Raw genomic sequence first — 23650 nt, 5'->3', positions numbered from 1 at the left:
AAAAGTAAACAATTATAGCGGTGTATGAGCACGCCGCCCAGCATCCTTTTCATCTGTCAAACGCCAGGGCCTTCTGATCAATGGATGTTTGTCATATTTCTTTCTCGAAGTGACGTCATGAATCTGTCACGATCTTTTACAGCCCGACTGGCTGACCTACTGAACCGTCAATGGCATAGTCAGTCGAACACGCAGTCTTATCCGTTTGGCTTTTTAGCGCGACATGATCGATTTCTTTTCTAGCTTTAATGCCTGGCTTGGCAGCCATCCGCAATGGCTTGGAATCGCTCTTTTCCTAACTGCCTGTCTAGAGTGCCTTGCTCTAGCCGGCCTGCTCGTACCCGGCACCTTCATCCTGTTCGGGATGGGCGTACTGGCCGGCACGGGCGCGCTTGATCTGAGCGCAACGCTGCTGCTCGGCTTTTTAGGCGGGCTTTTAGGCGATGCCATTTCCTATTTTCTGGGCCGAACATTTCATCAGAACATCCGCGCCCTGCCCGTCCTGCGCAGCCACCCGGAGTGGATTGGCTCGGCAGAGAATTTTTTCCAACGCAATGGCGTGGTTAGCCTGTTAGTAGGACGCTTCATTGGCCCTTTGCGCCCCATGCTACCCATGGTGGCAGGAATGCTCGACATGCCATTCCTCCGCTTTGCGCTGGTGAGTCTGGTAGCCGCTGCGGGATGGTCTGTTGCCTACCTCCTACCAGGCTGGATGACGGGTGCTGCGTTTCGGCTTCCACTGCCCCCAGGCTTCTGGCCACAAACCGCTATTATCGCTGGTAGCGTTACAGCGCTTCTTCTGGTCATCATGCATGCCACGCTACATGGGCACAGCCGAACGACTTTTATCTCCGCTGGCCTTACTGGCGTTGCACTCCTGGCGCTACTGCTAGGCTGGAGTCATTTGCGCGCCTTTGACGAAGGGCTCATGACACTTGTCCAAGAACATCGTCAACCTTATTTAAATGCCTTGGCCGTTACTATTACCCGGATGGGCGATTTTAAAACGCAACTGATCGTCGCCGTGGTGCTCATCCTGTTACTGGCTTTTTTCCGACACTGGCGTGGTATGTGCCTCGCCATTGGAGCCTTGCTGGGCACTGCTGTTGCTAACGGAACGCTGAAAAACACCTTAGCCCGCGCACGTCCGGATATCCTGGCCGAGCCTCTAACCACCTATAGCCTACCCAGCGGCCATAGCTCGGCCTCGTTCGCTTTTTTTCTGACCCTGGGCATTCTTGCTGCACGTCATCACTCACCACGGGTACGTCTGGCCTGGCTTATCATAGCGGCACTACCAGCCCTGATCATTGCAACAACACGCGTATACCTGGGCGTGCATTGGCCAACCGATGTTTTAGCGGGAGCCCTGCTGGCAGGTGCATGCTGCGCCTTGAGCCTGGCCTTGGTTCAACGTGAAGCACGCTTGACGCCCATCACACAGCCTTTCTGGTGGATTTTGCTACCGCTACTGATTGCAGTATTCGCCGTTTCCGCTGGCTGGGCCTTGCCTGCCGCTATCGAGCGTTATATGCCAGCCGTACTTATTCCTGCAGGGTAGATAACAAAGCATGCAATTGGTCAAGCCGCTCTCCCGGGTCACTCAGGGAAAGCAGCTCTATTTTTTCAGCCGGTTCGAATGGCAGCAAATAGGCCAATTGATATCCCAGGGCCTGTTGTCCGCTGGCATCACCTTTCATATTCAGGGCAGTAACCATAGGATGATCCACGAGGGCGGATAACAAGGCGACCAGGTCGTCATGACGTGCAGTCAGGGGACGCTCACCCGGTTCCTCCAACCACTCGATTTCACCTATGACAAGTTGATCGCGCTGCACGTCCGTATCGAGAATACGAAACCGCCGTCCACCTTCAACACGTATCCCAAGCAAACCATTAGAGCGTTGCTGCCAGTCCTTGATGATGGCTTCACAGCCTATTTCACCTAACTGACTAGGCGCGGCACCCACTTCTCGCCCCTCGAATATTGTTACTATCCCAAACCCACTGCCCTGTTTCAGACAGCGACTGATCATGTCCAGATAGCGGGGCTCGAATAATTGCAGATCCAGAGGACAACCCGGGTAAAGCGTCGTCGAGAGAGGAAACAAGGGTAAGTTCATAAAACGCCTCGACTATCAACGGTACCCTGTTATTGACGTCTTATCGCCCACTACGTGCAATAGCAGGCGAAAAAACACGCTGTTAGAACCGATACACTTCGGCTCCGGTGCGGATAGGCATGACCTGAGGAACGCCCTGTACAGGTATCTCGGCCTCCTGTGTCACCTGAGGCTTGATCGGTTTAGGTACAGCCGTTTTCTTTACCTTTAGAGCTGCTTGCCGGGCAGTACTTACTGCCATTGCCATTTGCTTGGCAAGCTGTTGCAAGAGCACGCTTTGAGCTTTGACTTGATCGGCTTCGCTGCCATCGTGCGTCTGTTGAAGATGTACCAGACGACTACCGCTGAGCCGTACATCACCGTCAAGTAAATGCCAGCGTGCATCGAGTATCGCCGGCTGCTCGGGCCCTGAATCCAGCCGCAAAATATCCAAATCCACTACGATTTCAGGCTTGTATCCCTCTGGCGCATCGCCAATGATCACGCGATTGCTATCAAGCCGCCAAGCCAGCTGACGCAGCAATACTTGCTGCAAGTCCTTTGAGAAAGAGCCAGCCCAACGTGCATGACTAGACGACAGGCTACCATCCGTTTGACGCTGCATCAGCGTAGAGCGACTCAGGTAGTCGGCAATGTCCACCGAGCGGATCTGCACTGCCATGCCTGCCTTGGCTGTGGGTGCAGTCGCTGCGCCACTGCCTAACTGGTAATAGTGTGTTGGATACAGGCTGGCACAACCACTTAGCACCATGGAAAGAGCGACTGCCCCCAATGCAGTCCTATACGTTCGCTTCATCGAAAACCCATTATCGAACCGCATCGACGCGACTCGAGCACCTCAGACGAAAGGAGACGGGAAATCATCCTAGAAATTCGCCCCGTCTGCCAGCCACTCCTTTAATTTTCGATATCTAGAGCATCTACTCGCTGGAAGCCACGGGGCAATTTGTTACCACGGCGGCCACGCTCGCCTTTATAGTGGTCCAAATCATCCCCCTTGAGGGAGAGGGTTCGCTTTCCAGCCCGCAGGACCAGTACGGCTCCAGCGGGCACAACAGCAAAGTCCACCATATACTCTTCTCGACTGGCTACGCGATCCCCTGGAATACCGATAATCTTGTTGCCCTTGCCCTTAGCAAGCTGCGGCAGGTCGGCCGCCTTGAATACTAGCAACCGTCCCTCCGTAGTAACGGCAGCGAGCCAGTCTTCTTGAATATTACGCACGCTCCGCGGCGCCATGATCCGAGCACCGCTCGGCAGGCTGATTAATGCCTTGCCAGCCTTGTTCTTCGCTTGTAGATCTTCGCCTTTGACGACAAATCCATACCCTGCATCAGAAGCCATAACATATAACTGACCGTCTTCAGGCAAGAGCACTGTTTCAAAGCTTGCTCCCGGTGGAGGCATGAGACGTCCTGTCAAGGGTTCGCCTTGACCACGCGCTGAAGGCAACGAATGCGCAGCGAGAGAATAACTACGCCCAGTCGAGTCGATAAAGACAGCGAATTGATTGGAGCGCCCCAGCGCAGCAGCCTTGAAACCATCACCAGCCTTGTAGGACAAACCTGTAGCGTCTACATCGTGCCCTTTAGCACTACGCACCCATCCTTTCTCAGACAATACGACAGTAACCGGCTCGGTCGGCATCAGCTCTGTCTCGGACAAAGCCCGAGCTTCGGCTCGCTCGACAATGGGCGAGCGACGATTATCGCCGTAGGTTTCGGCATCCTTTACCAGTTCGTCACGAACAAGCTTACGCAGCTTTTTGTCACTTCCTAACAATGCCAGCAAGCGTTTCTGCTCTTTCAGGAGCTCGTCCTGCTCACCACGAATTTTCATTTCCTCGAGTCGGGCCAACTGCCGCAGACGGGTGTCGAGAATATAGTCGGCCTGGGTCTCACTCAGCTCGAAGCGCTTCATGAGAACTTGCTTGGGAAACTCTTCTGTACGGATGATGTGGATGACTTCATCCAGATTAAGAAAGGCGATCATCAAGCCTTCCAGCAAATGCAGGCGACGTTCGACCTTGTCCAAGCGGAACTGCAAGCGTCGACGTACCGTACCGATCCGGTAGGTCAGCCATTCACCCAGCAACTGGCGTAGGTTTTTGACCTGGGGTTTGCCATCCAGACCAATGACGTTCAGGTTGACGCGATAACTGGATTCGAGATCTGTCGTGGCAAACAGGTGCTGCATCAACTCATCGAGATCAACACGATTGGAGCGCGGAACGATAACAATACGGGTCGGGTTTTCATGATCAGACTCATCACGCAAATCCGCCACCATGGGCAGCTTCTTGGCCTGCATCTGACCGGCGATCTGCTCGAGCACCTTGGACCCCGATACCTGATGCGGCAAAGCCGTAATTACAACCTCGCCCTCCTCCTTACGGTAAACAGCCCGCATGCGCACAGAACCGCGACCGGTTTCATACAACTTCAGAAGATCAGCACGCGGGGTAATGATCTCGGCTTCGGTAGGAAAGTCGGGGCCAGGTACATGTTCCGCCAATACCGCCACGCTGGCCTGTGGCTCGTCCAGCAGGTGCACACAGGCAGCAGCTACCTCTCGCAGGTTATGTGGAGGAATGTCCGTGGCCATGCCTACCGCAATGCCTGTCGTGCCGTTGAGCAGCAGGTTGGGCAAGCGGGCCGGCAAGACAGCCGGCTCGTTCATCGTACCGTCGAAATTGGGTACCCAATCAGCTGTACCCTGTCCCAGCTCTGAGAGAAGTGTCTCGGAGTAGCGCGACAGACGTGCCTCGGTATAACGCATTGCGGCAAAAGACTTAGGATCGTCCGGTGCCCCCCAGTTACCCTGGCCATCCACAAGGGGATAGCGATAGGAAAACGGCTGCGCCATAAGCACCATGGCCTCATAGCAAGCGCTATCGCCGTGAGGATGGTATTTACCAAGCACATCACCCACCGTACGGGCTGACTTCTTGTGCTTGGCATCAGCGTCCAGGCCCAGCTCGCTCATTGCATAAACGATGCGGCGCTGCACAGGCTTTAGCCCGTCACCAATATGTGGCAAGGCCCGGTCCATGATGACGTACATGGAGTAGTTCAGGTACGCCTGTTCAGTAAAATCGGCCAAGGAGCGGCGCTCAACGCCGTCCATGCTCAGATCGAGGGATTCGCTCATGCGGGTCACTCTTGGGTCGTATGCTGACGCAGCAGCAACGTGCCGCCGCGTTGGGTGAATTCAAGTTGGCGCAGGGCGCTCATGCCGAGCAGCACCTGCTCTCCATCGATATTGGGCGCGACCAGGGCGCGGACATCATTTAGTACGATATCGCCTAGGCGCAGCTCCGTGATCCGGGTACGCCAGCCTTGTACACGGCCATTGGCCGTACTCAAGATGACAGCTCCTCCCCTAGGCAACTTCAGCTTGGCAGCCAGCTCAGCCGACAGTGCGACATCCGTAGCCCCGGTATCAACGATAAAGGTTACGCTTTCCCCATTGAGGGAGCCGCTGGTCACGAAATGGCCGGAGCTATTACTGAGCAGGCTGACTTCAACATAGCCTTCGGCATGCCGGGACACTGGCGCCTGGTTTGGATTCTGCCGATGCATCTCGTAGTCACCAAACCAACGCGTAAGCAGCCAGAGACCCAGCCCCCACGCTAGGATCAGCATGACCCGGCCTAGCCGCTGCCCTGCTGCCTTTCCGCTCACGGTAAAACCCAGCCGCCAGTTGGTGTTGCGTAATGCAAGACATACGAACGGGTATCGCCGTCGGCACGGGCCAGATCACCGGTATCAAGCCCAATCCAAGCGCCGCGCTCGTCAATCCACAAGGCTTCGGCCAAGCCCCAGTTCTGCTTGTAATGCCGCGTGGGTGCCAGTAGCGTCGCAGCAAAGGACCAGCAGCGCTCGGACCGCCCGCTTTTGGGGTCACGTCGACATACCTGATGGGCTGCGCGCTCCAAGGTAAACAGCTTGCCCTGGTAGTAGGCGATATCGGAAAAGTCGACAGGTAGCGGGCCACGCTTGCCGAGCGCTGGCGGAATAGGCTTGGTACCACCTTCCGCAAAGATAACGCACTGCTTTTGGCATACCCAGCCGTCGCCCTGCTTGAATAACGTCAGAAGACCTCGGCGCTGCCGTTCGGCAGCTAGCCAAAGTTCCTGACCATCGGGGCTAACCGTCAGACCCTCATAGAGAGAATTGAACTGAGTCAACAAGCCACGGCGATTCGCTTCGGACATTAACTGATCCGGCCACTTGATCCAAGATTGCTTTCCCTGCACCGGATCTTGCAATACGGCTGCAAAGCCTTCGCTGACTAGGTAACGATTACCGGCACGGTCACAAGTAATCCCTTCAAGATCCAGACTACCGCCACGCCGCCCCTCGGCGATGCGAACAAACACGCGTTGATTCCAGGGCAAATGAGATTCAGGCGGTGACAAGGCCGTAATAGCATGCGCCTCAGCCTTCCAGATTGGCCCTTCCGAATGCAATCGGTAATAGCGATCATCATCCCGGTCAGATACTGCCCAGAAATTACCCTGGCACACCGCCAGCCCTGACAAGTTACCGCCGCGCATGCCCTCGACAGGATACTCAGCCACCAGTTTCAGCTCGTCGATGGCTTGTGCCGATACTGCTGTGGCATTAAAAGCCAATAGAAAAAGCCAGGCTTTCCACTTCCTCAAACGAGCACCTCGGCCAGGTTACCCTTGCTTTCCAGCCAACTCTTGCGGTCACCGGAACGTTTCTTGGCGAGAAGCATGTCCATGATTTCGACAGTGCCTGGCGCGTCTTCCAAAGTCAGCTGTACCAGGCGCCGGGTATTAGGATCCATGGTGGTCTCGCGTAGCTGCAGAGGATTCATTTCGCCCAGCCCTTTGAAGCGCGTCACCTGTGGCTTACCACGCTTTTTCTCGGCGGCCAGGCGATCCAGGATGCCGTCCCGCTCGGCGTCGTCCAAGGCATAGTAGACTTCTTTGCCAAGGTCGATACGGTACAGCGGTGGCATGGCTACATAGACATGACCAGCCTCTACCAAAGAGCGGAAATGGCGAACGAACAAGGCGCACAATAGCGTCGCGATGTGCAGCCCATCGGAATCGGCATCGGCCAGAATACACACCTTGCCATAGCGCAGCTGAGACAAATCCGCCACACCGGGATCGACACCGATGGCAACAGCGATGTCGTGAACCTCTTGACTACCAAGGACTTCGCCACCGTCGACCTCCCAAGTATTCAGAATCTTGCCCCGTAAGGGCATGATGGCCTGGAACTCCTTGTTACGTGCCTGTTTGGCGCTACCGCCAGCCGAGTCGCCCTCTACGAGGAACAGCTCAGAACGCATCGGATCCTGGCCAGCGCAATCCGCCAGCTTGCCAGGCAAGGCCGGCCCCTGAGTAATCTTTTTACGCTCGACCTTCTTGCCAGCCTTGAGGCGACGCCCTGCATTGTTAATCGCCAGCTCTGCCAGTTGCAGCCCTAACTCAGGATGGGCGTTGAGCCAGAGACTGAACGCATCCTTGACGACGCCGGACACAAAAGCCGAAGCCTCGCGAGACGACAACCGCTCCTTGGTCTGCCCAGAGAACTGCGGCTCCTGCATTTTCATGGACAAAACGAAAGCGATCCGCTCCCACACATCTTCCGGTGCGAGCTTCAGGCCACGCGGCAGCAAGTTACGAAACTCGCAAAATTCACGCATAGCATCGAGCAGGCCTTGGCGCAGACCATTTACATGGGTCCCGCCTTGCGCCGTCGGGATCAGGTTGACATAGCTTTCCTGAACCGACTCCCCGCCCTCCGGCAACCATAGCAGCGCCCAGTCTACACCTTCCTTTTCACCAGCGAGACTACCAAAGAAGGGGGCTTCTGGCAGGCGGAGCGCATCGCCTACGGCATCCACAAGGTAAGAGCGAAGCCCATCCTCGTAATGCCACTCCAGACGCTCTCCGCTGGCCTTGTCTTCAAAAGCTACAGCAAGGCCCGGACAGAGTACGGCCTTGGCTTTGAGTACATGCTTCAGGCGACTGACCGAAAACTTGGGCGAATCAAAGTATTTGGGGTCCGGCCAGAAATGCACGCTAGTGCCGGTGTTACGCTTGCCAACGCTGCCCACTACACCTAATTCGCTGGCTTTGAAGCCGTCGGCGAACGCCATGGCGTATTCATTACCGTCGCGTTTAACCTTGACTTCGACACGCGTAGACAAGGCATTCACTACGGAAATACCAACTCCATGCAGGCCACCGGAGAACTGATAGTTCTTGTTCGAGAACTTACCACCCGCATGTAGTTTGGTCAGAATCAATTCGACGCCCGACACACCTTCTTCCGGGTGAATGTCTACCGGCATGCCACGACCGTCGTCGATGACTTCGAGCGAATTATCCTCATGAAGGATGACCTGTACGCTACGTGCATGTCCTGCCAGGGCTTCGTCGACGCTATTGTCGATAACTTCCTGAGCCAGATGATTAGGTCGCGTAGTATCAGTGTACATCCCAGGGCGCTTGCGCACCGGATCAAGACCGGAAAGGACTTCGATCGCTTCGGCGGTGTAGGCGTTTTGTTGGGCCATAAGTCTCTATTTGAAGTCTGAAAAATCGGTATCGCGCCAGAGCGCAGATGGGAAACCGGCAAAGGATAGTAAGGATGGCAAATGTTCGGCAAACCGCTGAAAACCATGATCGCCACCCGCCTCGATTCGCAGGGCGCAGCCATGATAAAAGGCTTCTGCTTCACGATAATCCAGCGTTTCGTCAGCTGTTTGTAGCCAGACTTGGTAGCGCGCCGGGTCACAGGGTGCGGAAACATCCAGCGAAGCCAGGGCCGCTACGTGTTCCTCCGTCAGAACCCATTCTTCGCCGCTGTAGTAATTCTTCTGCGGTCCCAGGTGATCGTCGATCAGATTCCAAGGTCGCACGGCTGGGTTAATTAGTATGGCTTTCAAACCATACCGCTCAGCCAGTACGGTCGCATAGTAGCCGCCCAGAGAGCTGCCTACCAGCAAAGGCTGACCTAACGCTGCGATGGCATTCTCGAGCTGAACCATGGCCTGGCGGGGATTATGATGTAAGTCAGGAGCCTGGATTTGCGTCTGCAAGCCCAGCCTGCCCATGTATTCCACCAGCTGACGCGCCTTGAGCGAAGCGGACGAGCTGTTGAAGCCATGAATATACAGGATGGATGGCACCGGTCACTCCACTGTATGAATAACCAGTATATCTTACTCTTTTTTGCGCTGCGCTTGAAGCCCGACGATTAATAACCACTGCCATTAAAGTCGATTCCAAAGTCTACGCCCTCGACACGCGATATACCGGTTTCAAGCGAGCCATCCGGTTGAAGTCGTAACCAACGATAGCCCGGAGCCTGTATACCTACCTTGAAATCGTCACTACCCGGCTCGAATTGCAGTCCGGTAGAGGGAGATGCCAGTAACCTAACGCCATTACGTACTTCGTCGTATTCCTGATGGATATGCCCCCAAAGCACGACCCGTACCTGCTTAAAGCGATCGAGCACAGCGAACAGCGCCTCCGGATTCTGAAGGCCCAAAAGATCCATCCATTGGCAGCCCACTGGCACCGGATGGTGATGAAAACTGACCAGGGTAGGACGCTCGGGTGCCTCGCTCAAAGCACGCTCCAGCAGCTCCAGTTGATCAGGCTCGAAGCGTCCCGGCACTGCGCCTTTAATCGTTGAGTCAAGCAGGATCAGCCGCCAGGCACCTAGATCAAGCACCGGATCCATTAAGTCGGTACCGGCACAAAACGCTGCCATCACATCAACCTTATCGTGATTACCCGGCAGCCAGCGTGCGGGTGCCGCCAACGAGGCCGTTGCATCATGAAAACGTTGGTAGGCTTCCAGCGTGCTGTCTTGAGCCAAGTCGCCACTGGCCAGGATCAGATCAATGTCCGGCTGCTCGATCCGTACTTGCTCGACAACACGCTCCAGGCTATATCCCGTATCCAGCCCCAACAGGCGGCTTTCTTGAGAAGCGAAAAGATGACTATCAGTGAGCTGAACCACAAGCGGTGCTGTGAGAAAATCTGGCGACTTAGCCAAAGCCGTCTCCTTGAATCGCGGCGACTACAACAACGTACAGAGTGCATGCAGGCGCACCCAATAGGCGGTGCACAGTTCACACTTAGGATACTTTGATATGCCTTCCTTTCGAAGGCCCTACCCTTAATGATCCAAAACGTACCAGCGAGGCTTCATAGAAAGGCTCGTAGCAAGACTGAGCATTGGCAGGAAATGGATACTGCTCTATGGAGCAGATGGTGGAAAACAGCCAATCAGCGCTGCAGGACGGGTTCAGATTCATGCCCGCATGCCAGACAATGGCTTAGCCATTCTCCCAGAAACATATTCAGCTGCGTTTTTTCGTCCGGTTGATTCATCAACTGGTTCGGATACGGATAAATGGCCCGTAGCCGCCGGGTTGCCCCTGCACTGACTACTTCCGCCATACGCGCATCATGATAAACACGCACCTCCAACTTAGGAGCCGGCAACCACGGTAACCCCAGCTCCTGACTTACCTGCAACGTCGTCGTATAGGGACAGGCTTCGGTCACCTCCAAAGCTAATACGCCCAACAGCCGCTCCCCTTGTGAAAGCGCAACGCGCCGCGAAATGAGCGCCTCACGCATCTTGGGCAGCAGCTGCATCAAGCGCATGTAGTTGGACTCGCACGTAGCCTGAAGGCCCGGCAAGTCAACTCGGTAGCGATCACGCCCTTTCAAACCCATAAACCTCGTACCTCAGCGCGATTGAGCGCCAGCCATTGCAAGGCAATCATTGCCGCTGCGTTATTGATTTTTCCATTTTTCACGGCGTCCAGCGCATCCTCGAAAGGAAGAGCATGTACCCGTATATCTTCTCCTTCTTCAACCAGACCGTGCACGCCGCCGACGCCCTCGCTATCGACTCGGGCCAGAAACAGGTGCACCAGTTCGTCACTGCCACCAGGCGAGGGGAAATAAGTGGAGATGGGCCATAGCGATTGCAAGGTAAGACCAGCCTCTTCCTGAGCTTCGCGATGAGCTACTGCTTCAGGCGACTCGTCAGCCTTATCAATCAGACCTGCCACCGGCTCGAGTAGCCAGGGCGTAACATGTTTATCCATCGCACCGACCCGGAACTGCTCGATCAGAATGACGATGTCACGCTGGGGATCGTAAGGCAGTACACAGACAGCATCGTGGCGGACGAACAGCTCACGGTCGATGAGCGGCCCCATTTCCCCCGAAAAGAGACGGTGTCGTAAATATAGACGATCCAAACGGTAAAAACCTTTAAAACAGGCCTCACGTCGCTCAACCTGGAAGTCGCCTGGGGCTGGACGCTTATCTTCGATCATCAGAGCCTCTCTGGACTTCGTTAAGGAACAATCGCACCATCCTAGCGCGCTCGCCGCCGCGATGCAGCCCCTCGGCTCTACCGCTTGGTAGGCGAAAAGAGGGATACCGATCACGGCCTGATAACGAACTCAGGCTGCCGTAAAGACTCGAAGCACTTTCGAAAACAGACCCAACCCTGCCAAGGAGCCCCATGCGTCTGCACAAACTGTTCATCGTCACCGCAGTAGCTTTTTTATTGAGCGCCTGCCAAAGTTTATTCGGACCGAACTTCAGCAAGCCCCTCGAGGCCGAACACATCAAATGGGAGCATCGCCCCGCCGGATGTACCAGCAGCGATTGTCCCTTCGTCAATATCGATACGCTGCGTTTCAATGATGAACGACTCAATGCCGCCATAGTACGTGCATTGCTAGAGAAAACCCGCACCGAACCAGACGCACCACTACCCGCCTCGCTCGAAGCCTACGAGCACTATTTTCTGAATCGGGCACAGCCAGGCTGGAGCAGTTACTTGCAGGCTAGTATCCGTGAGCAGCATGACGGCTTAACCATTATTGAGCTGTCTTCCTACCTGGACACTGGCGGCGCCCACGGAATGCCGGGCCGCGGCATGCTCAATTACGATCGGCAGCAGCAGAAAGTGCTTACACTACAGGACATGCTCCTACCCGGACAGGAGGGTGCCTTCTGGAAAGTGGCTCAGACAGCGCACGAGGCTTGGCTGGTCGCGAACGACTTACAGAACAATACTGAATTCCGCAAAAACTGGCCTTTCGAGCGTACAACTAATATTGCACTCGACTTTGGATCGATGACGCTGAAATACGATGTCAGCAGTCTCGGACCCTATGCGATGGGCCATCCAATCATCAAGATTCCCTATCCACGTCTTAATGGAATTTTGCACCCGGAATACTTCCCGGGACGCCGTAGCCATTGATTCGCCGAGCTTGGACAGGCGCTCTGTCCAGGCTTTTTCTTCTCTACCGTAAAGCGATTCGCACCATACAATCGGCAGAGAAGATCGACCGGAATCGAAACTACTGACGTGGCATCAAGCACAGCGCGACATTGGCCAGAGCAGCACAACGGGGCTGCTTGCTTGATTAGAGCACCTACGAGGTGATGGATGTATAGAGCAGCCCGAACATAAGGCCAGATACTCGACGTTAACCGGCACGAAAACACCTGCTAGCAGCAAAGCCAATCGCAGGTCGCAGAGTAAAAAAGAAAGAGCGGCTATGCCTGAAATGATAAAGCCGCGTCAGATGATGCGGCTTTATCCGTACAAAGATTACTTCCTAGAAGTTATACCTGCTTATAAATCACGCCTCCTTCATCCTTAAAGCGTGCTGCCTGCTCCTGGAAACCGGCCTCGATGGCCTTCTGCTCGTCAGTCAGGCCGTTTACCTGTGCATACTCACGCACTTCTTGGGTAATTTTCATGGAGCAGAACTTTGGTCCACACATGGAGCAGAAGTGCGCGACCTTGGCTGACTCCTTGGGCAACGTCTCGTCGTGGAAAGCCCGTGCGGTGTCAGGATCCAGGCCTAGATTGAACTGATCCTCCCAACGGAATTCGAAGCGCGCCTTGCTAAGTGCGTTATCGCGGATCTGCGCGCCCGGATGCCCCTTGGCAAGGTCGGCCGCATGGGCAGCGATCTTGTAGGTAATGATACCGGTCTTCACGTCATCCTTGTTTGGTAAGCCCAGATGTTCCTTGGGCGTCACATAGCAGAGCATGGCACAGCCGAACCAGCCGATCATGGCGGCGCCGATGCCTGAAGTAATGTGATCATAGCCAGGCGCGATGTCGGTGGTCAGCGGGCCAAGCGTATAGAACGGGGCTTCGTCACAGCATTCGAGCTGCTTGTCCATGTTCTCCTTGATTAACTGCATCGGCACATGACCAGGGCCTTCGATCATGCACTGTACGTCATGCTTCCAGGCCAGCTTTGTCAGCTCGCCTAAGGTTTCCAGCTCGCCGAACTGGGCAGCATCGTTGGCGTCGGCGATAGAGCCTGGGCGCAAACCATCCCCCAGAGAGAAGCTAACGTCATAGGCCTTCATGATTTCGCAGATCTCTTCGAAATGCGTATACAGGAAGTTTTCCTGGTGATGCGCCAAACACCATTTGGCCATGATAGAGCCGCCTCGTGAGACGATCCCGGTTACGCGCTTGGCTGTCAGCGGTACATAGCGCAGGAGTACGCCGGCATGAATGGTGAAATAGTCCACCCCTTGCTCGGCCTGCTCGATAAGCGTGTCGCGGAAAATTTCCCACGTCAGGTTTTCGGCTACACCACCTACTTTTTCCAATGCCTGGTAGATGGGCACTGTGCCGATCGGCACCGGACTGTTGCGCAGGATCCATTCGCGCGTTTCATGGATGTGCTTGCCGGTTGACAGATCCATCACCGTATCGGCACCCCAGCGAATCCCCCAGGTAAGCTTTTCCACCTCTTCTTCAATAGAGGAGCCCAGCGCACTGTTACCAATGTTGCCGTTGATTTTTACCAGGAAATTACGGCCGATAATCATCGGCTCCAATTCGACGTGGTTGATGTTCGCGGGAATGATGGCGCGGCCGCGGGCCACTTCCTCACGAACAAACTCCGGCGTTATTTCTTTCGGAATGCTCGCGCCAAAGCTTTGCCCTGCATGCTGTTGCACTAGAAGACCGGCCTCACGCGCCTCCTGCAGCTTCATATTCTCGCGAATGGCGATGTATTCCATCTCCGGCGTGATAATACCCTTCCTGGCGTAATGCATCTGGCTAACGTTATGCCCAGGTTTAGCCCGGCGCGGTGTTCGGACATGAGCAAAACGCAAGGCATCAAAACCTGGATCATCCAGCCGGGCACGCCCGAATTCAGAGGAAAGCCCTGGCAAAATTTCGGTATCACCACGCTCGTCGATCCACCGTGAGCGAACATCTGGCAGGCCCTGACGCAAGTCGATGCGTACATCCGGATCGGTATAGGGGCCAGACGTGTCGTAAACGAACACTGGTGCATTCTTCTCACCACCAAAGGCCGTTGGCGTTTCGGCCAGGCTGATCTCACGGACCGGCACACGAATATCCGGGCGAGATCCGGTCAGGTAGACCTTGCGGGAGTTAGGAAACGGCTGGGTGGATTGACGATCAACCTGTGCGAAATCGGTGACGTTATTCTGTTTGTTCATCAAGGCTCTCCTGGTAGGCGTATTGCCGGAGGAAGAACCTGATACACAGGAACAGGCAGATGCCTGAAAAGGTGGCCAGCCCAGACAGGCTTGACCTCTTGTTCCCTACGCGGGTTGGTACGTCGTATACGACGAGCCTAGCCCGATCAGGTTCAACGGGATCCGGGACTACCCGATCTCAGCGCTTCGTATGACGCACCCCGACAAGAACGTCAGCAGTGTAAACACAGAACGCGCCGGTTACCAAGCAGTTCACGAAGTATTTCTACCCTTGGGCGATACGGCACCAGAGGCTACACTCGCTTGATACTCTGCAGGGCTCTTGCCTGGACATATCATGCTACGTACGTTTCTTGTTGCTGCCTTGAGTTGCGCCAGCAGCCTGGTCTTGGCTCAATCGTCTCTTTCAAGCACACCGCAGACAGGTCTATTAGCCGTTTATCAGGAAGCCGTGATCAACAATTCGGATCTGGCAGCCGAACGGGCAGGACTTGCCGCTCAACGCGAAACCATTGTCCAGGCACGTGCCGGACTTTTACCGCAGCTCAACCTGGGAGCTCAGGTCAACGATACGCATATGAGTCTTGGCCTTGAGCAAAACAGCTCTCTAGGGATTCCGGGAGGCCGTTACTCGGCCGACCGTAGCGCCCAGATGATTCAGGCCAGTCTAAGTCAGCCTTTATTTCGGGCAGACCGCTGGTTTCAATGGCAAGCGGCCAAATCAGGTACGCAGCAAGCCGAACTACAATTTTCTGCCACTCAGCAGAACCTGATCTTGCAGACAGCTGAGGGCTACTTCAGCGCCCTGCGGGCTCAGGATGCATTGGCTACAGCCCGTGCAGAAGAGGCTGCCTTTTTTCGACAGCTCGACCAGACGCGTGAACGTTTCAAGGTCGGCTTGACCGATGAAACAGATGTACTTCAGGCACAGGCCAGTTACGACATGGCCAAGGCTAATCGTTCGCTGGCCCAGCGCTCCGTTGAGGACGCCTTTCAGGGCCTGGTCCGACTGACCAACCGCGACTACAACGCGTTGGAGGGCATACGCCATGACCTGCCAATCCTGCCGCCATTACCAAACGATGCCAAAGCTTGGGTGGACCGGGCGATTAGCCAGAACCTGCAGTTGCAGGCCGCTCACTTCGCGGTGAACACTGCCCAGGAAACCTTGCGGCAGCGTAAATCCGGCCACCTGCCTACGGTCGATGCTGTGGCCCGCTATCAGAGTGGAGACAACGATGCCTTTAACCTGCCCAATCCAGGCATGGACATTTTTGACAGCCCCGTCAGCCAACGAAGTATCGGTGTGCAGATCAACGTTCCTCTCTACAGTGGCGGACTGACAAGCTCGCAGGTTCGCGAAGCGTATCAGCGCCTGGACCAGAGCGAACAGCAACGCGAAAGCCTGCGCCGGGAGGTGGTCCAGAACACGCGCAACTATCATCGCGCTATTAATACTGACATTGAACAGATTACAGCTCGTCGCCAGGCAATAGCTTCCAGCCAACGCGCACTGGAGGCAACGCAGATCGCCTATCAGGTCGGCACGCGCAGCATCGTTGACGTGCTTAACACTCAGCGCCAGCTGTACAATGCAGTACGCGAGTACAACACGGCCCGGTACGACTATATTCTGGACAACCTGCGGTTAAAGCAGGCCGCTGGCATTCTTAGCCCCAATGATCTGCTTGAATTATCCCGCTATCTCAAGCCGGACTACGATCCCGACAAAGACTTTCTGCCAGCCGATCTGGATAAGCCTGTCAGTACTGATCAGAGGCCATCACTACGGCCTTAAATGATCAGAAACTCTTTTTGAACAACGCATCGAGGCCTGTCAACAATCGCTCAAGCGCACCTTGATTAGCCTTGAGAACAGACAATCCGCCCTGGCGCATCTTTTCGGCTCGGGGCTCGTCCTGAAAAAGGTCAAGTACTGCGCTAGCCAATGTCTCGGCGTTGGAAACGTCTTGCAAGGCGCCAGCCTCACGCAGCTGGGCAGCGATGTCGAGAAAATTGAACAGGTGCGGCCCGGACAGTACAGGCTTCCCTAAGGCCGCTGGCTCAAGCAGATTGTGCCCCCCTCGCTCGATCAGACTTCCACCCACGAAAGCCAGGTCAGCCAGTGCATACAGAAACAGCAACTCACCCATGGTATCCCCCAGGTAAACGGCTGTATCGGGCGATACCGCTTGCTCCCGCGAGCGTCGTCGAGTCTCGAAGCCCTTCCGCTGGCACAGGGTAAACACCTCATCGAAACGCTCAGGATGTCGAGGAACTAGAATGAGCAAGGCATTAGGGCTCTGCTCTCGTACACGGCGATGCACGTTCAAGAGGATTTCATCCTCACCGGCATGGGTACTGGCCGCAATCCAAACAGGACGATTGCCCCAGGTCTGGCGCAACGCCGCGGCGCGCACTGGTAGATCCGGCGGTAAGGCTAGGTCGAATTTGATCGACCCGGTAACACTAACATGCTCATTACGCGCCCCTAACGCACAGAATCGCTCAGCCTCGGTCGACGTTTGAACGGCAATCCAGTCCAGAGCTGCCAGCATGGGCTGCGTTACACCACGCAGCCTTCCATAGCCACGTGCCGAGCGGGCCGACAGGCGTGCATTTGCCAACACAACCGGAACCCCTCTCTGCCCACACTGATGGATATAGTTGGGCCACAGCTCGGTTTCCATAATTACGGCCAGTCGAGGGCTCAACCGATCCAGAAAACGTGCGGCGGCACATGGCACGTCGTAAGGTAAATAACAATGCTGGACACGCTCACCAAATAGCGCGCGGATACGCTCTGAACCTGTCGGTGTCATGCAAGTCACTGTCACAGGAACATCGGGGTAACGCTCAAGCAGAGCGCGGACCATGGGCGCGGCAGCAATACTTTCACCAACCGATACAGCATGGACCCAGATACCATCCGGGCGCATGGCCGGTAGCGACCAGGCAAAACGCTCCCCCAGACGCTGACGATAGAGCGGTGCCTTGCGTGATCGAAGCAGCAGCCGGAGAGCGATAACGGGCAAGGCCAGATAAAAAAGCAGGCTATAGAGAGTTCTGTTCATGGCCACGGAGCTTATCTCGCTTCGCACAGAAAGGCGATGTTAACCAATCGCGGCCAGCTCCACTGCAAAGCGTTCAGCCAACCACTGCGCTGCAGGACCCAGCGGCTCATCGCGCCGCCAGACCAACTCCACAACCAGCGGCGGCGGCGTCCAGTCGCTAGCCAGCTCGACCAGATGATTTAAATAGGTGGGATAGCGTGCTACATGACGCGGTAACCAAGCCCATCCCAGATCACGCATTAACAACTCGGCTGTGGCATAAAAACTGTCCGCCCGCCACACGTGAGGACTGATAGGCTCGCCTCCCGGATACCCACTCTTGTAGGGTGCGATAAGAATCTGCCGATACTGGGCCAGCTGCTGTCTGGTCACACGCGGCTGTAGGGCCAGCAGGTGTCCTGCCCCACAGACTGTTACCATTTCTACATTATCCAGTCGACGGCGCTCCAAAGCATCCGGTACGTCTTCATGATGAAACATGAGTCCAAGATCGGCCCGGCGCTCAAGTAATTTGCGAGATACTTCCCCCTGGGCACTGCTGGCAAGCTGTACATCCAAAAAGGGATACGCCTGAGCCAGCGCCTCAAGACTATTGACCACTGGCTGATAGGGCATCGCCTCATCATAAGCTAACCGCAGGCGGGCCTCTTCGCCTCGCACCAGCCCTAGAGCCCGGCTTTCAAGCCGCTCGCAATGCTTAAGGATTTCTCGCGCCTCGTCGAGCAATACACTCCCGGCTTCGGTCAATTTGGGTTGGCGTCCGCTGCTACGCTCAAACAGCACAACCCCCAGGTCTGCCTCGAGCAAAGCGATGGTAGTACTGATTGCGGATTGTGCCCGTCCAAGGCGGCGAGCCGACGCCGAAAATGAACAGGTCTCGGCAGTCATTACAAAGATACGTACCTGATCAAAACTCCACTGCACTCAACCTATCTCCTTTATAGATAGGTAATGACTTTATCCCATCTGCAGAAGATTTAAACTGCCTTCTTCCTTAGGAGACACTTATGATTGGCTACGTCTATCTGTGTATTGCTATCCTCGCGGAAGTTATCGCTACGGCAGCTATGAAAGCGCTTGATGGCTTTAACAAACCCCTGCCGCTCGTTCTGGTCGTGCTCGGTTATAGCGTAGCTATTGGCTTGTTGTCCCAAGTTGTGAAAACTATTCCTGTAGGGGTCGCCTATGCCATCTGGTCCGGCATGGGCATCGTTCTGGTCAGCGTGGCTGCCCTGTTTATCTACAAACAAAAACTCGATATGCCTGCACTGCTGGGCATGGCCTTGATTGTGACCGGCGTGGTCGTCATTCAGCTCTTCTCCAAAAGCGTGAGCCATTAAGGGGAGCCTCTCAGATAGGCGTCAAAGGCTTATACTGCACGCCTGTTTTTAAGAGAGTCTCGTATATGACCCCTGCTTCGAGCACCGACATCCTGATTGTCGGCGGCGGTATTGCCGGCTTATGGCTCAACGCCCGACTGCGCCGTGCCGGCTTTGACACGGTACTGGTCGAATGCGGCACGTTGGGCGGCGGGCAGAGTATGAAGTCGCAGGGCATCATTCATGGCGGAGCGAAATATGCGCTGCACGGCGCTTTGACCGGCGCCTCGGAAGCCATTGCCCATATGCCCCAGCGTTGGCGTGAAAGCCTTGCTGGTACCGGCGAGCTGGATTTACAAGGCGTGCGGGTGCTGTCCGAAGCACATTACCTTTGGTCTCCCGGCGGGCTGGCAGGAAACCTGACCAGCTTTTTTGCCAGCAAGGCCGTACGTGGCCGGGTTGAGGCCGTAAAAGGGCAAGACCTCCCGCCCGCCTTGCAGGACCGTGCATTCAAAGGCAAGGCGTACCGCCTGGCCGAACTCGTGCTCGACGTGCCTAGCCTGATAAAACGCCTGGCTGATCTGGCAGATGACAGTCTACTGGCCGCACGGCATCTGGAACCTCTTAACGAAGGGGGCAAGTTGGCCGGTCTGATCGTTGATGGTCACCCGATCCACGCGCAGCGGGTCGTAATTAGTGCAGGTGCCGGCACAGAGGACTTGCTCCAGCAGCTGGGTCTCCAGCAACCCGCCATGCAGCGTCGGCCGCTACACATGGTCCTGGTCAAGGCCCCTACCCTAAAACCACTCTATGCTCATTGCCTGGGCAGCGGCCCCAAGCCGCGGATTACCGTCACAACCCATCCAGCGGCGGATGGTCAGTGGGTTTGGTACTTAGGTGGGGATTTGGCCGAAGCAGAAGGCGTAGCACGGTCAGAGGCCGAACAGATCACGACCGCACGTCATGAGTTGAACAAGCTGGTACCTTGGATTGATCTATCCCAAGCACAATGGGCAACCGTGCGGGTCGATCGTGCAGAGCCAGCACAGTCCAGCCTGGTACGACCCGATAACGCCTTTCTTGCGGAGCAGGATCATTTGATGGTCGGCTGGCCAACCAAACTGGCTTTGGCTCCAGATTTTGCCGATCGGGTCATTTCGGCACTCGACCGTGACGGCATTCAGCCCGGCGTTCATGCGCCGCTACCACCTCACGCTATGCCTCTTCTGGGCCAACCGGTTTGGGACACGCTCTTCGTATGATTACTCTCCATGATCTCTATCGCCCATTAGGCAGCACGGGCCTGACCGTCTCCCCCCTAGGGCTTGGAACCGTCAAGCTGGGCCGCGACCAAGGGGTAAAATACCCCAACGGCTTTACGATCCCAGATGACCGGGAAGCTTTGCAGTTATTGAGTCTGGCACGAGATTTCGGTATCAATCTTATCGACACGGCACCTGCGTACGGCCATAGCGAAGAACGGCTAGGCCAACTGCTCAAAGGCCAGCGTGAACATTGGGTCATTGTGAGCAAGGTTGGCGAAGAGTTCGAGGCAGGCCAGTCCTATCATGACTTCAGTCCAGCTCATACCCGGCTGTCCGTTGAGCGGAGTTTGAAAAGGCTGCGAACTGATCATATCGACCTTGTATTGGTCCATTCGGACGGTCGTGATGTTGAAATTCTCGAACAGTCCGGTGTATACGAAACGCTTCAGACGCTTAAAAAGGAAGGCTTGATCAGGGCATTCGGGCTATCAGGCAAGACCGTCGCCGGTGGTCTGTTGGCTCTGGACCAAGGCGACTGCGCTATGGTCACCTACAACCTGAACGAGCAAGGCGAGAAGAAGGTTATCGATCAAGCCGCTTCAATGGGCAAAGGTATTCTCGTCAAGAAAGCTTTAGCCAGCGGTCATATCTGCCTGAAGCCCAATGAAGATCCGGTCGAAGCCAGCTTCAAGCTTGTCCTGGGTCACCCAGGGGTTGCCAGTGCCATCGTTGGAACCATCAGTCCGCTGCATCTGTCGCATAATGTCCGTGTCGCCGCCCATGTTATTCGATCTCATGAGGAGGCATACGGCACGCTCTAATAACAACAGGAGTCTGCCATGTCCCTTTTGATCGCACGTCAGAACCCCAAGACATTCAAGACACTACCGTTAATGGTAGAGGCCACACCCGAGCGACTCATCTACCAGTCCTTGGGCAAGCCACTGAACTTTACCGAGATGCTGGCCCGACGTCAGCCGGTCGAAATTGCTGACAGTCAGAACTTTTCCCAGGAACTGGCCAACTTGGGCGTATCTGTACGAATAACGCTGACGTGGCAAGGCTGTGACCATTGGCTGCTGGTTCGCCAGCATCGTGCGGACCGGGGCGATACAGTCCTCAAACTTATTTCAGGCTATATTCCGGCCCATGAGCTAAACCTCCCTTTGCTGACTGCCGTACAGGAAGTTGCAGAGGAGTGCTTGTTTGAAACACCCGAAGGCTGGCTTCAAGGCCGATTTCTCGACACCTGGCTACCAACTCCCTATGAAGGCGCCCTGCGCTATCGGGAAAACGGGCACTTTACCTTGACACCCCGCACCGGGGCCGCCCGGCCTGTGCATTGCGGCAGCCTGGCCCTGATCGAGCGGCCACGGGCCTATATACATACACCAACAGCCTCATTGCAACTGGTCTACGACATGCAGATGACTCTGCCCAAGGACGTTCGTAAACCCAGCCTTTATCATGTGGATGACAAAGAAGAAAACGGGCAATTGATCGCTCGACTGGACCGACGGCGGCCGGACATCTACTTATTGGCTGTCCAAGACGGAAGACCCACAGGCGAATTGTTCACGTTGTTCCAGGGGCAGCGGCTCCCTGTCAGTACTCGAGGATTATGGCTTTCTGAAAGCTTTGCCGAACAACATGGTTGGCTGGTCCATGACTCACGGGTGCGCTGGCAGGACTGGCTGGACCGACTCAGCGCAACGCAGAAAGGCAAGCAGGTGGCGTCCTGAGTGGACGCCACGTTGGAGAGGCCTCAGGTACGGTTGCGAATGCGCTCAACAATGGCTGTGGTCGAACTGTTCTCGACCACACCCAGCACTTTTACCTCACCCCCATATTCCTGAACGATTGAAGCACCGACTACTTCGTCGATACTCTTGTAATCGCCCCCTTTCACTAGAATATCCGGATGCACCTGCCGGAGCAGCTCTTCTGGCGTACTTTCACTAAACGAAATGACCCAATCCACGGCACCCAGGCCGGCCAGAACCGCCATGCGACGATCGATACTGTTAATTGGTCGTCCCGGCCCTTTGAGACGCGTAACCGAAGCATCATCATTGACCGCCACAATCAGGCGGTCACCCAGGGCCCGCGCCTGCTCCAGGTAGGCCACATGGCCTGCATGCAGAATGTCAAAGCAGCCATTGGTGAAAACGATTTTTTCGCCATGGGCCCGCGCATCCTCCACAGCCATCTTCAACTGCTCGAGCGTCAGAACTCCACGTTCTGTACCCTCTTCCCGCTGCACTGCTCGGCGCAGTTCCGGTGCACTGATACAAGCCGTTCCCAACTTGCCAACCACAATTCCCGCTGCCAGGTTAGCCAACGCTACAGCTTTAGGTAAATCCTCACCGGCAGCCAGAGCGGCAGCCAGTGTAGAGATCACCGTATCACCCGCTCCTGTTACATCGAATACCTCGCGGGCCCGTGCTGGCAGGTGCAAGGGCGCCTGATCGGGCCGAAGCAAAGTCATCCCGTTTTCGCCACGGGTGACTAATAAGGCGCCTAGATCAAGATCAGCCATCAGCTGACATCCCTTGCTGACCAGGTCTGCCTCGTCGCTACACACACCTACAATCGCTTCAAATTCGGACAAATTAGGTGTGATGACACTAGCGCCCCGGTAAATGGAAAAGTCCTTACCCTTGGGATCGGCCAGCACAGGAATATTGCGTGCACGCGCCAGCTGAATCAGTTCCTGGTGGTTACGCAGAGCCCCCTTGCCATAATCGGAGAGCACTAACACCTTGACACCAGCCAGCATGGAGCGGGTATCTGCCGCCAAGGCCTGGGTATCGGTATTGAAAGCCTCTTCAAAGTCCACCCGCAGCAGCTGCTGATGACGGCTCATGATTCTCAGCTTGACGATCGTGGGCTGACCCTCGATCCGCTGGAAACGCGCCTCGACACCTGCTGCCTTCAGGCTATCGGTCAAGGCATCAGCTGCCTCGTCTTGCCCCGTAACGCCAACCAGCCAAGCCGGAGCTCCCAGCGCCGCGATATTCAACGCCACGTTTGCGGCACCGCCAGGCCGATCCTCATGCTGCTCAACCCGCACGACCGGAACAGGTGCTTCAGGCGAAATCCGCGAAGTAATTCCATGCCAGTAACGGTCCAGCATCACATCGCCAACTACCAGCACGGGGGCTCGATCGAAACGGGGCATGGTCAGCTTCATGAGGCGAACTCCAAACATCAAAAATGGCGCGGATCATATCACACGGTTTGTTATGCCCCGAGTGACTCATTTTTCACCTGCTGCACCCCAAGAGATCAGGCCAACGGATTGCTTTATGAAAACTTGCCTCGGCCA

General features: G+C 55.7%; 21 protein-coding genes and 1 riboswitch. Of the genes, 7 read left to right on the top strand and 14 right to left on the bottom strand.

Features of this window, described 5'->3' with window-relative positions; genetic code table 11:
* Positions 1 to 223: 223 nt before the first annotated feature.
* The gene (locus IQ22_RS10220) at positions 224 to 1561 is read left to right on the top strand and encodes a bifunctional DedA family/phosphatase PAP2 family protein (RefSeq protein ID WP_145141380.1); all 1338 of its coding nucleotides are present in this window, start codon (positions 224 to 226) and stop codon (positions 1559 to 1561) included.
* Here IQ22_RS10220 and IQ22_RS10215 read toward each other — a convergent pair.
* The 10 genes from IQ22_RS10215 to IQ22_RS10170 all read right to left on the bottom strand — a co-directional run bounded on the left by IQ22_RS10215 (position 1545) and on the right by IQ22_RS10170 (position 11477).
* Positions 1545 to 2123: an LON peptidase substrate-binding domain-containing protein gene (locus IQ22_RS10215; RefSeq protein WP_145141378.1), complete on the bottom strand. Its 579-nt coding sequence runs from the start codon at positions 2121 to 2123 to the stop codon at positions 1545 to 1547. The genes IQ22_RS10220 and IQ22_RS10215 overlap by 17 nt on opposite strands.
* Before the next feature lie 82 nt (positions 2124 to 2205).
* A complete protein-coding gene (locus tag IQ22_RS10210) occupies positions 2206 to 2919 on the bottom strand; it encodes a PqiC family protein (protein WP_145141376.1) in 714 nt (237 codons plus the stop codon).
* A gap of 101 nt (positions 2920 to 3020) precedes the next feature.
* Positions 3021 to 5273: a DNA topoisomerase IV subunit A gene (gene parC, locus IQ22_RS10205; RefSeq protein ID WP_145141374.1), complete on the bottom strand. Its 2253-nt coding sequence runs from the start codon at positions 5271 to 5273 to the stop codon at positions 3021 to 3023.
* 5 nt (positions 5274 to 5278) lie between these two features.
* On the bottom strand, positions 5279 to 5806 hold the full coding sequence (locus IQ22_RS10200) for a retropepsin-like aspartic protease family protein (RefSeq protein ID WP_145141372.1): 528 nt from the start codon (positions 5804 to 5806) through the stop codon (positions 5279 to 5281).
* Positions 5803 to 6789, bottom strand: a complete 987-nt coding sequence (locus IQ22_RS10195; protein WP_145141370.1) for an esterase-like activity of phytase family protein — start codon at positions 6787 to 6789, stop codon at positions 5803 to 5805. The genes IQ22_RS10200 and IQ22_RS10195 overlap by 4 nt, the downstream gene beginning before the upstream one ends.
* Entirely contained in the window at positions 6786 to 8684 is a 1899-nt protein-coding gene (parE, locus tag IQ22_RS10190) for a DNA topoisomerase IV subunit B (protein ID WP_145141368.1), read from the bottom strand. The genes IQ22_RS10195 and parE overlap by 4 nt, the downstream gene beginning before the upstream one ends.
* A gap of 6 nt (positions 8685 to 8690) precedes the next feature.
* Positions 8691 to 9299, bottom strand: coding sequence for a YqiA/YcfP family alpha/beta fold hydrolase (locus IQ22_RS10185; protein WP_145141366.1), 609 nt, complete (start codon positions 9297 to 9299; stop codon positions 8691 to 8693).
* 68 nt (positions 9300 to 9367) lie between these two features.
* On the bottom strand, positions 9368 to 10177 hold the full coding sequence (gene cpdA / locus IQ22_RS10180) for a 3',5'-cyclic-AMP phosphodiesterase (RefSeq protein WP_145141364.1): 810 nt from the start codon (positions 10175 to 10177) through the stop codon (positions 9368 to 9370).
* 233 nt (positions 10178 to 10410) lie between these two features.
* Entirely contained in the window at positions 10411 to 10866 is a 456-nt protein-coding gene (locus tag IQ22_RS10175; RefSeq protein ID WP_145141362.1) for a DUF1249 domain-containing protein, read from the bottom strand.
* Entirely contained in the window at positions 10857 to 11477 is a 621-nt protein-coding gene (locus IQ22_RS10170) for an NUDIX domain-containing protein (protein ID WP_145141360.1), read from the bottom strand. Before IQ22_RS10170 ends, IQ22_RS10175 begins: the two co-directional genes overlap by 10 nt.
* Positions 11478 to 11668: 191 nt before the next feature.
* Between IQ22_RS10170 and IQ22_RS10165 the strand changes: the two genes are divergently transcribed.
* Positions 11669 to 12418, top strand: a complete 750-nt coding sequence (locus IQ22_RS10165) for an RsiV family protein (RefSeq protein WP_145141358.1) — start codon at positions 11669 to 11671, stop codon at positions 12416 to 12418.
* Between the two features lie 368 nt (positions 12419 to 12786).
* On the opposite strand, the gene thiC is transcribed toward IQ22_RS10165, so the two are convergent.
* A complete protein-coding gene (thiC, locus tag IQ22_RS10160) occupies positions 12787 to 14664 on the bottom strand; it encodes a phosphomethylpyrimidine synthase ThiC (RefSeq protein WP_145141356.1) in 1878 nt (625 codons plus the stop codon).
* Positions 14665 to 14749: 85 nt separating this feature from the next.
* A riboswitch (TPP riboswitch) is annotated at positions 14750 to 14877 on the bottom strand.
* Between the two features lie 124 nt (positions 14878 to 15001).
* Here thiC and IQ22_RS10155 point away from each other — a divergent pair.
* A complete protein-coding gene (locus IQ22_RS10155) occupies positions 15002 to 16462 on the top strand; it encodes a TolC family outer membrane protein (protein ID WP_145141354.1) in 1461 nt (486 codons plus the stop codon).
* A gap of 4 nt (positions 16463 to 16466) precedes the next feature.
* Here IQ22_RS10155 and waaA read toward each other — a convergent pair whose 3' ends face one another.
* Both waaA and IQ22_RS10145 read right to left on the bottom strand, forming a co-directional pair.
* Positions 16467 to 17738, bottom strand: coding sequence for a lipid IV(A) 3-deoxy-D-manno-octulosonic acid transferase (gene waaA / locus IQ22_RS10150; RefSeq protein WP_145141352.1), 1272 nt, complete (start codon positions 17736 to 17738; stop codon positions 16467 to 16469).
* Positions 17739 to 17777: 39 nt separating this feature from the next.
* On the bottom strand, positions 17778 to 18662 hold the full coding sequence (locus IQ22_RS10145) for a LysR family transcriptional regulator (RefSeq protein ID WP_145141350.1): 885 nt from the start codon (positions 18660 to 18662) through the stop codon (positions 17778 to 17780).
* Positions 18663 to 18745: 83 nt separating this feature from the next.
* Here IQ22_RS10145 and IQ22_RS10140 point away from each other — a divergent pair, with 83 nt between their 5' ends.
* From IQ22_RS10140 to IQ22_RS10125, 4 genes are all read left to right on the top strand, one after another.
* Positions 18746 to 19078 carry a DMT family transporter gene (locus IQ22_RS10140; RefSeq protein WP_145141348.1) on the top strand — a complete coding sequence of 111 codons (333 nt, stop codon included), beginning with the start codon at positions 18746 to 18748 and terminating at the stop codon, positions 19076 to 19078.
* 65 nt (positions 19079 to 19143) lie between these two features.
* Positions 19144 to 20319, top strand: a complete 1176-nt coding sequence (locus IQ22_RS10135; protein ID WP_145141346.1) for an FAD-dependent oxidoreductase — start codon at positions 19144 to 19146, stop codon at positions 20317 to 20319.
* Positions 20316 to 21143, top strand: a complete 828-nt coding sequence (locus tag IQ22_RS10130) for an aldo/keto reductase (protein ID WP_145141344.1) — start codon at positions 20316 to 20318, stop codon at positions 21141 to 21143. Before IQ22_RS10135 ends, IQ22_RS10130 begins: the two co-directional genes overlap by 4 nt.
* 18 nt (positions 21144 to 21161) lie before the next feature.
* Positions 21162 to 22064 (top strand): metal ABC transporter ATPase, encoded by a 903-nt coding sequence (locus IQ22_RS10125; protein ID WP_145141342.1) that lies wholly within the window; start codon positions 21162 to 21164, stop codon positions 22062 to 22064.
* Between the two features lie 23 nt (positions 22065 to 22087).
* Here IQ22_RS10125 and hldE read toward each other — a convergent pair whose 3' ends face one another.
* The gene (hldE, locus tag IQ22_RS10120) at positions 22088 to 23515 is read right to left on the bottom strand and encodes a bifunctional D-glycero-beta-D-manno-heptose-7-phosphate kinase/D-glycero-beta-D-manno-heptose 1-phosphate adenylyltransferase HldE (protein ID WP_145141340.1); all 1428 of its coding nucleotides are present in this window, start codon (positions 23513 to 23515) and stop codon (positions 22088 to 22090) included.
* Positions 23516 to 23650 lie beyond the last annotated feature (135 nt).

Source organism: Pseudomonas duriflava, assembly GCF_007830155.1.
GTDB lineage: Bacteria > Pseudomonadota > Gammaproteobacteria > Pseudomonadales > Pseudomonadaceae > Chryseomonas > Chryseomonas duriflava.
Note: the sequence above shows the minus strand (reverse complement) of the source record. Positions and strands in the feature narration are given on the sequence as shown.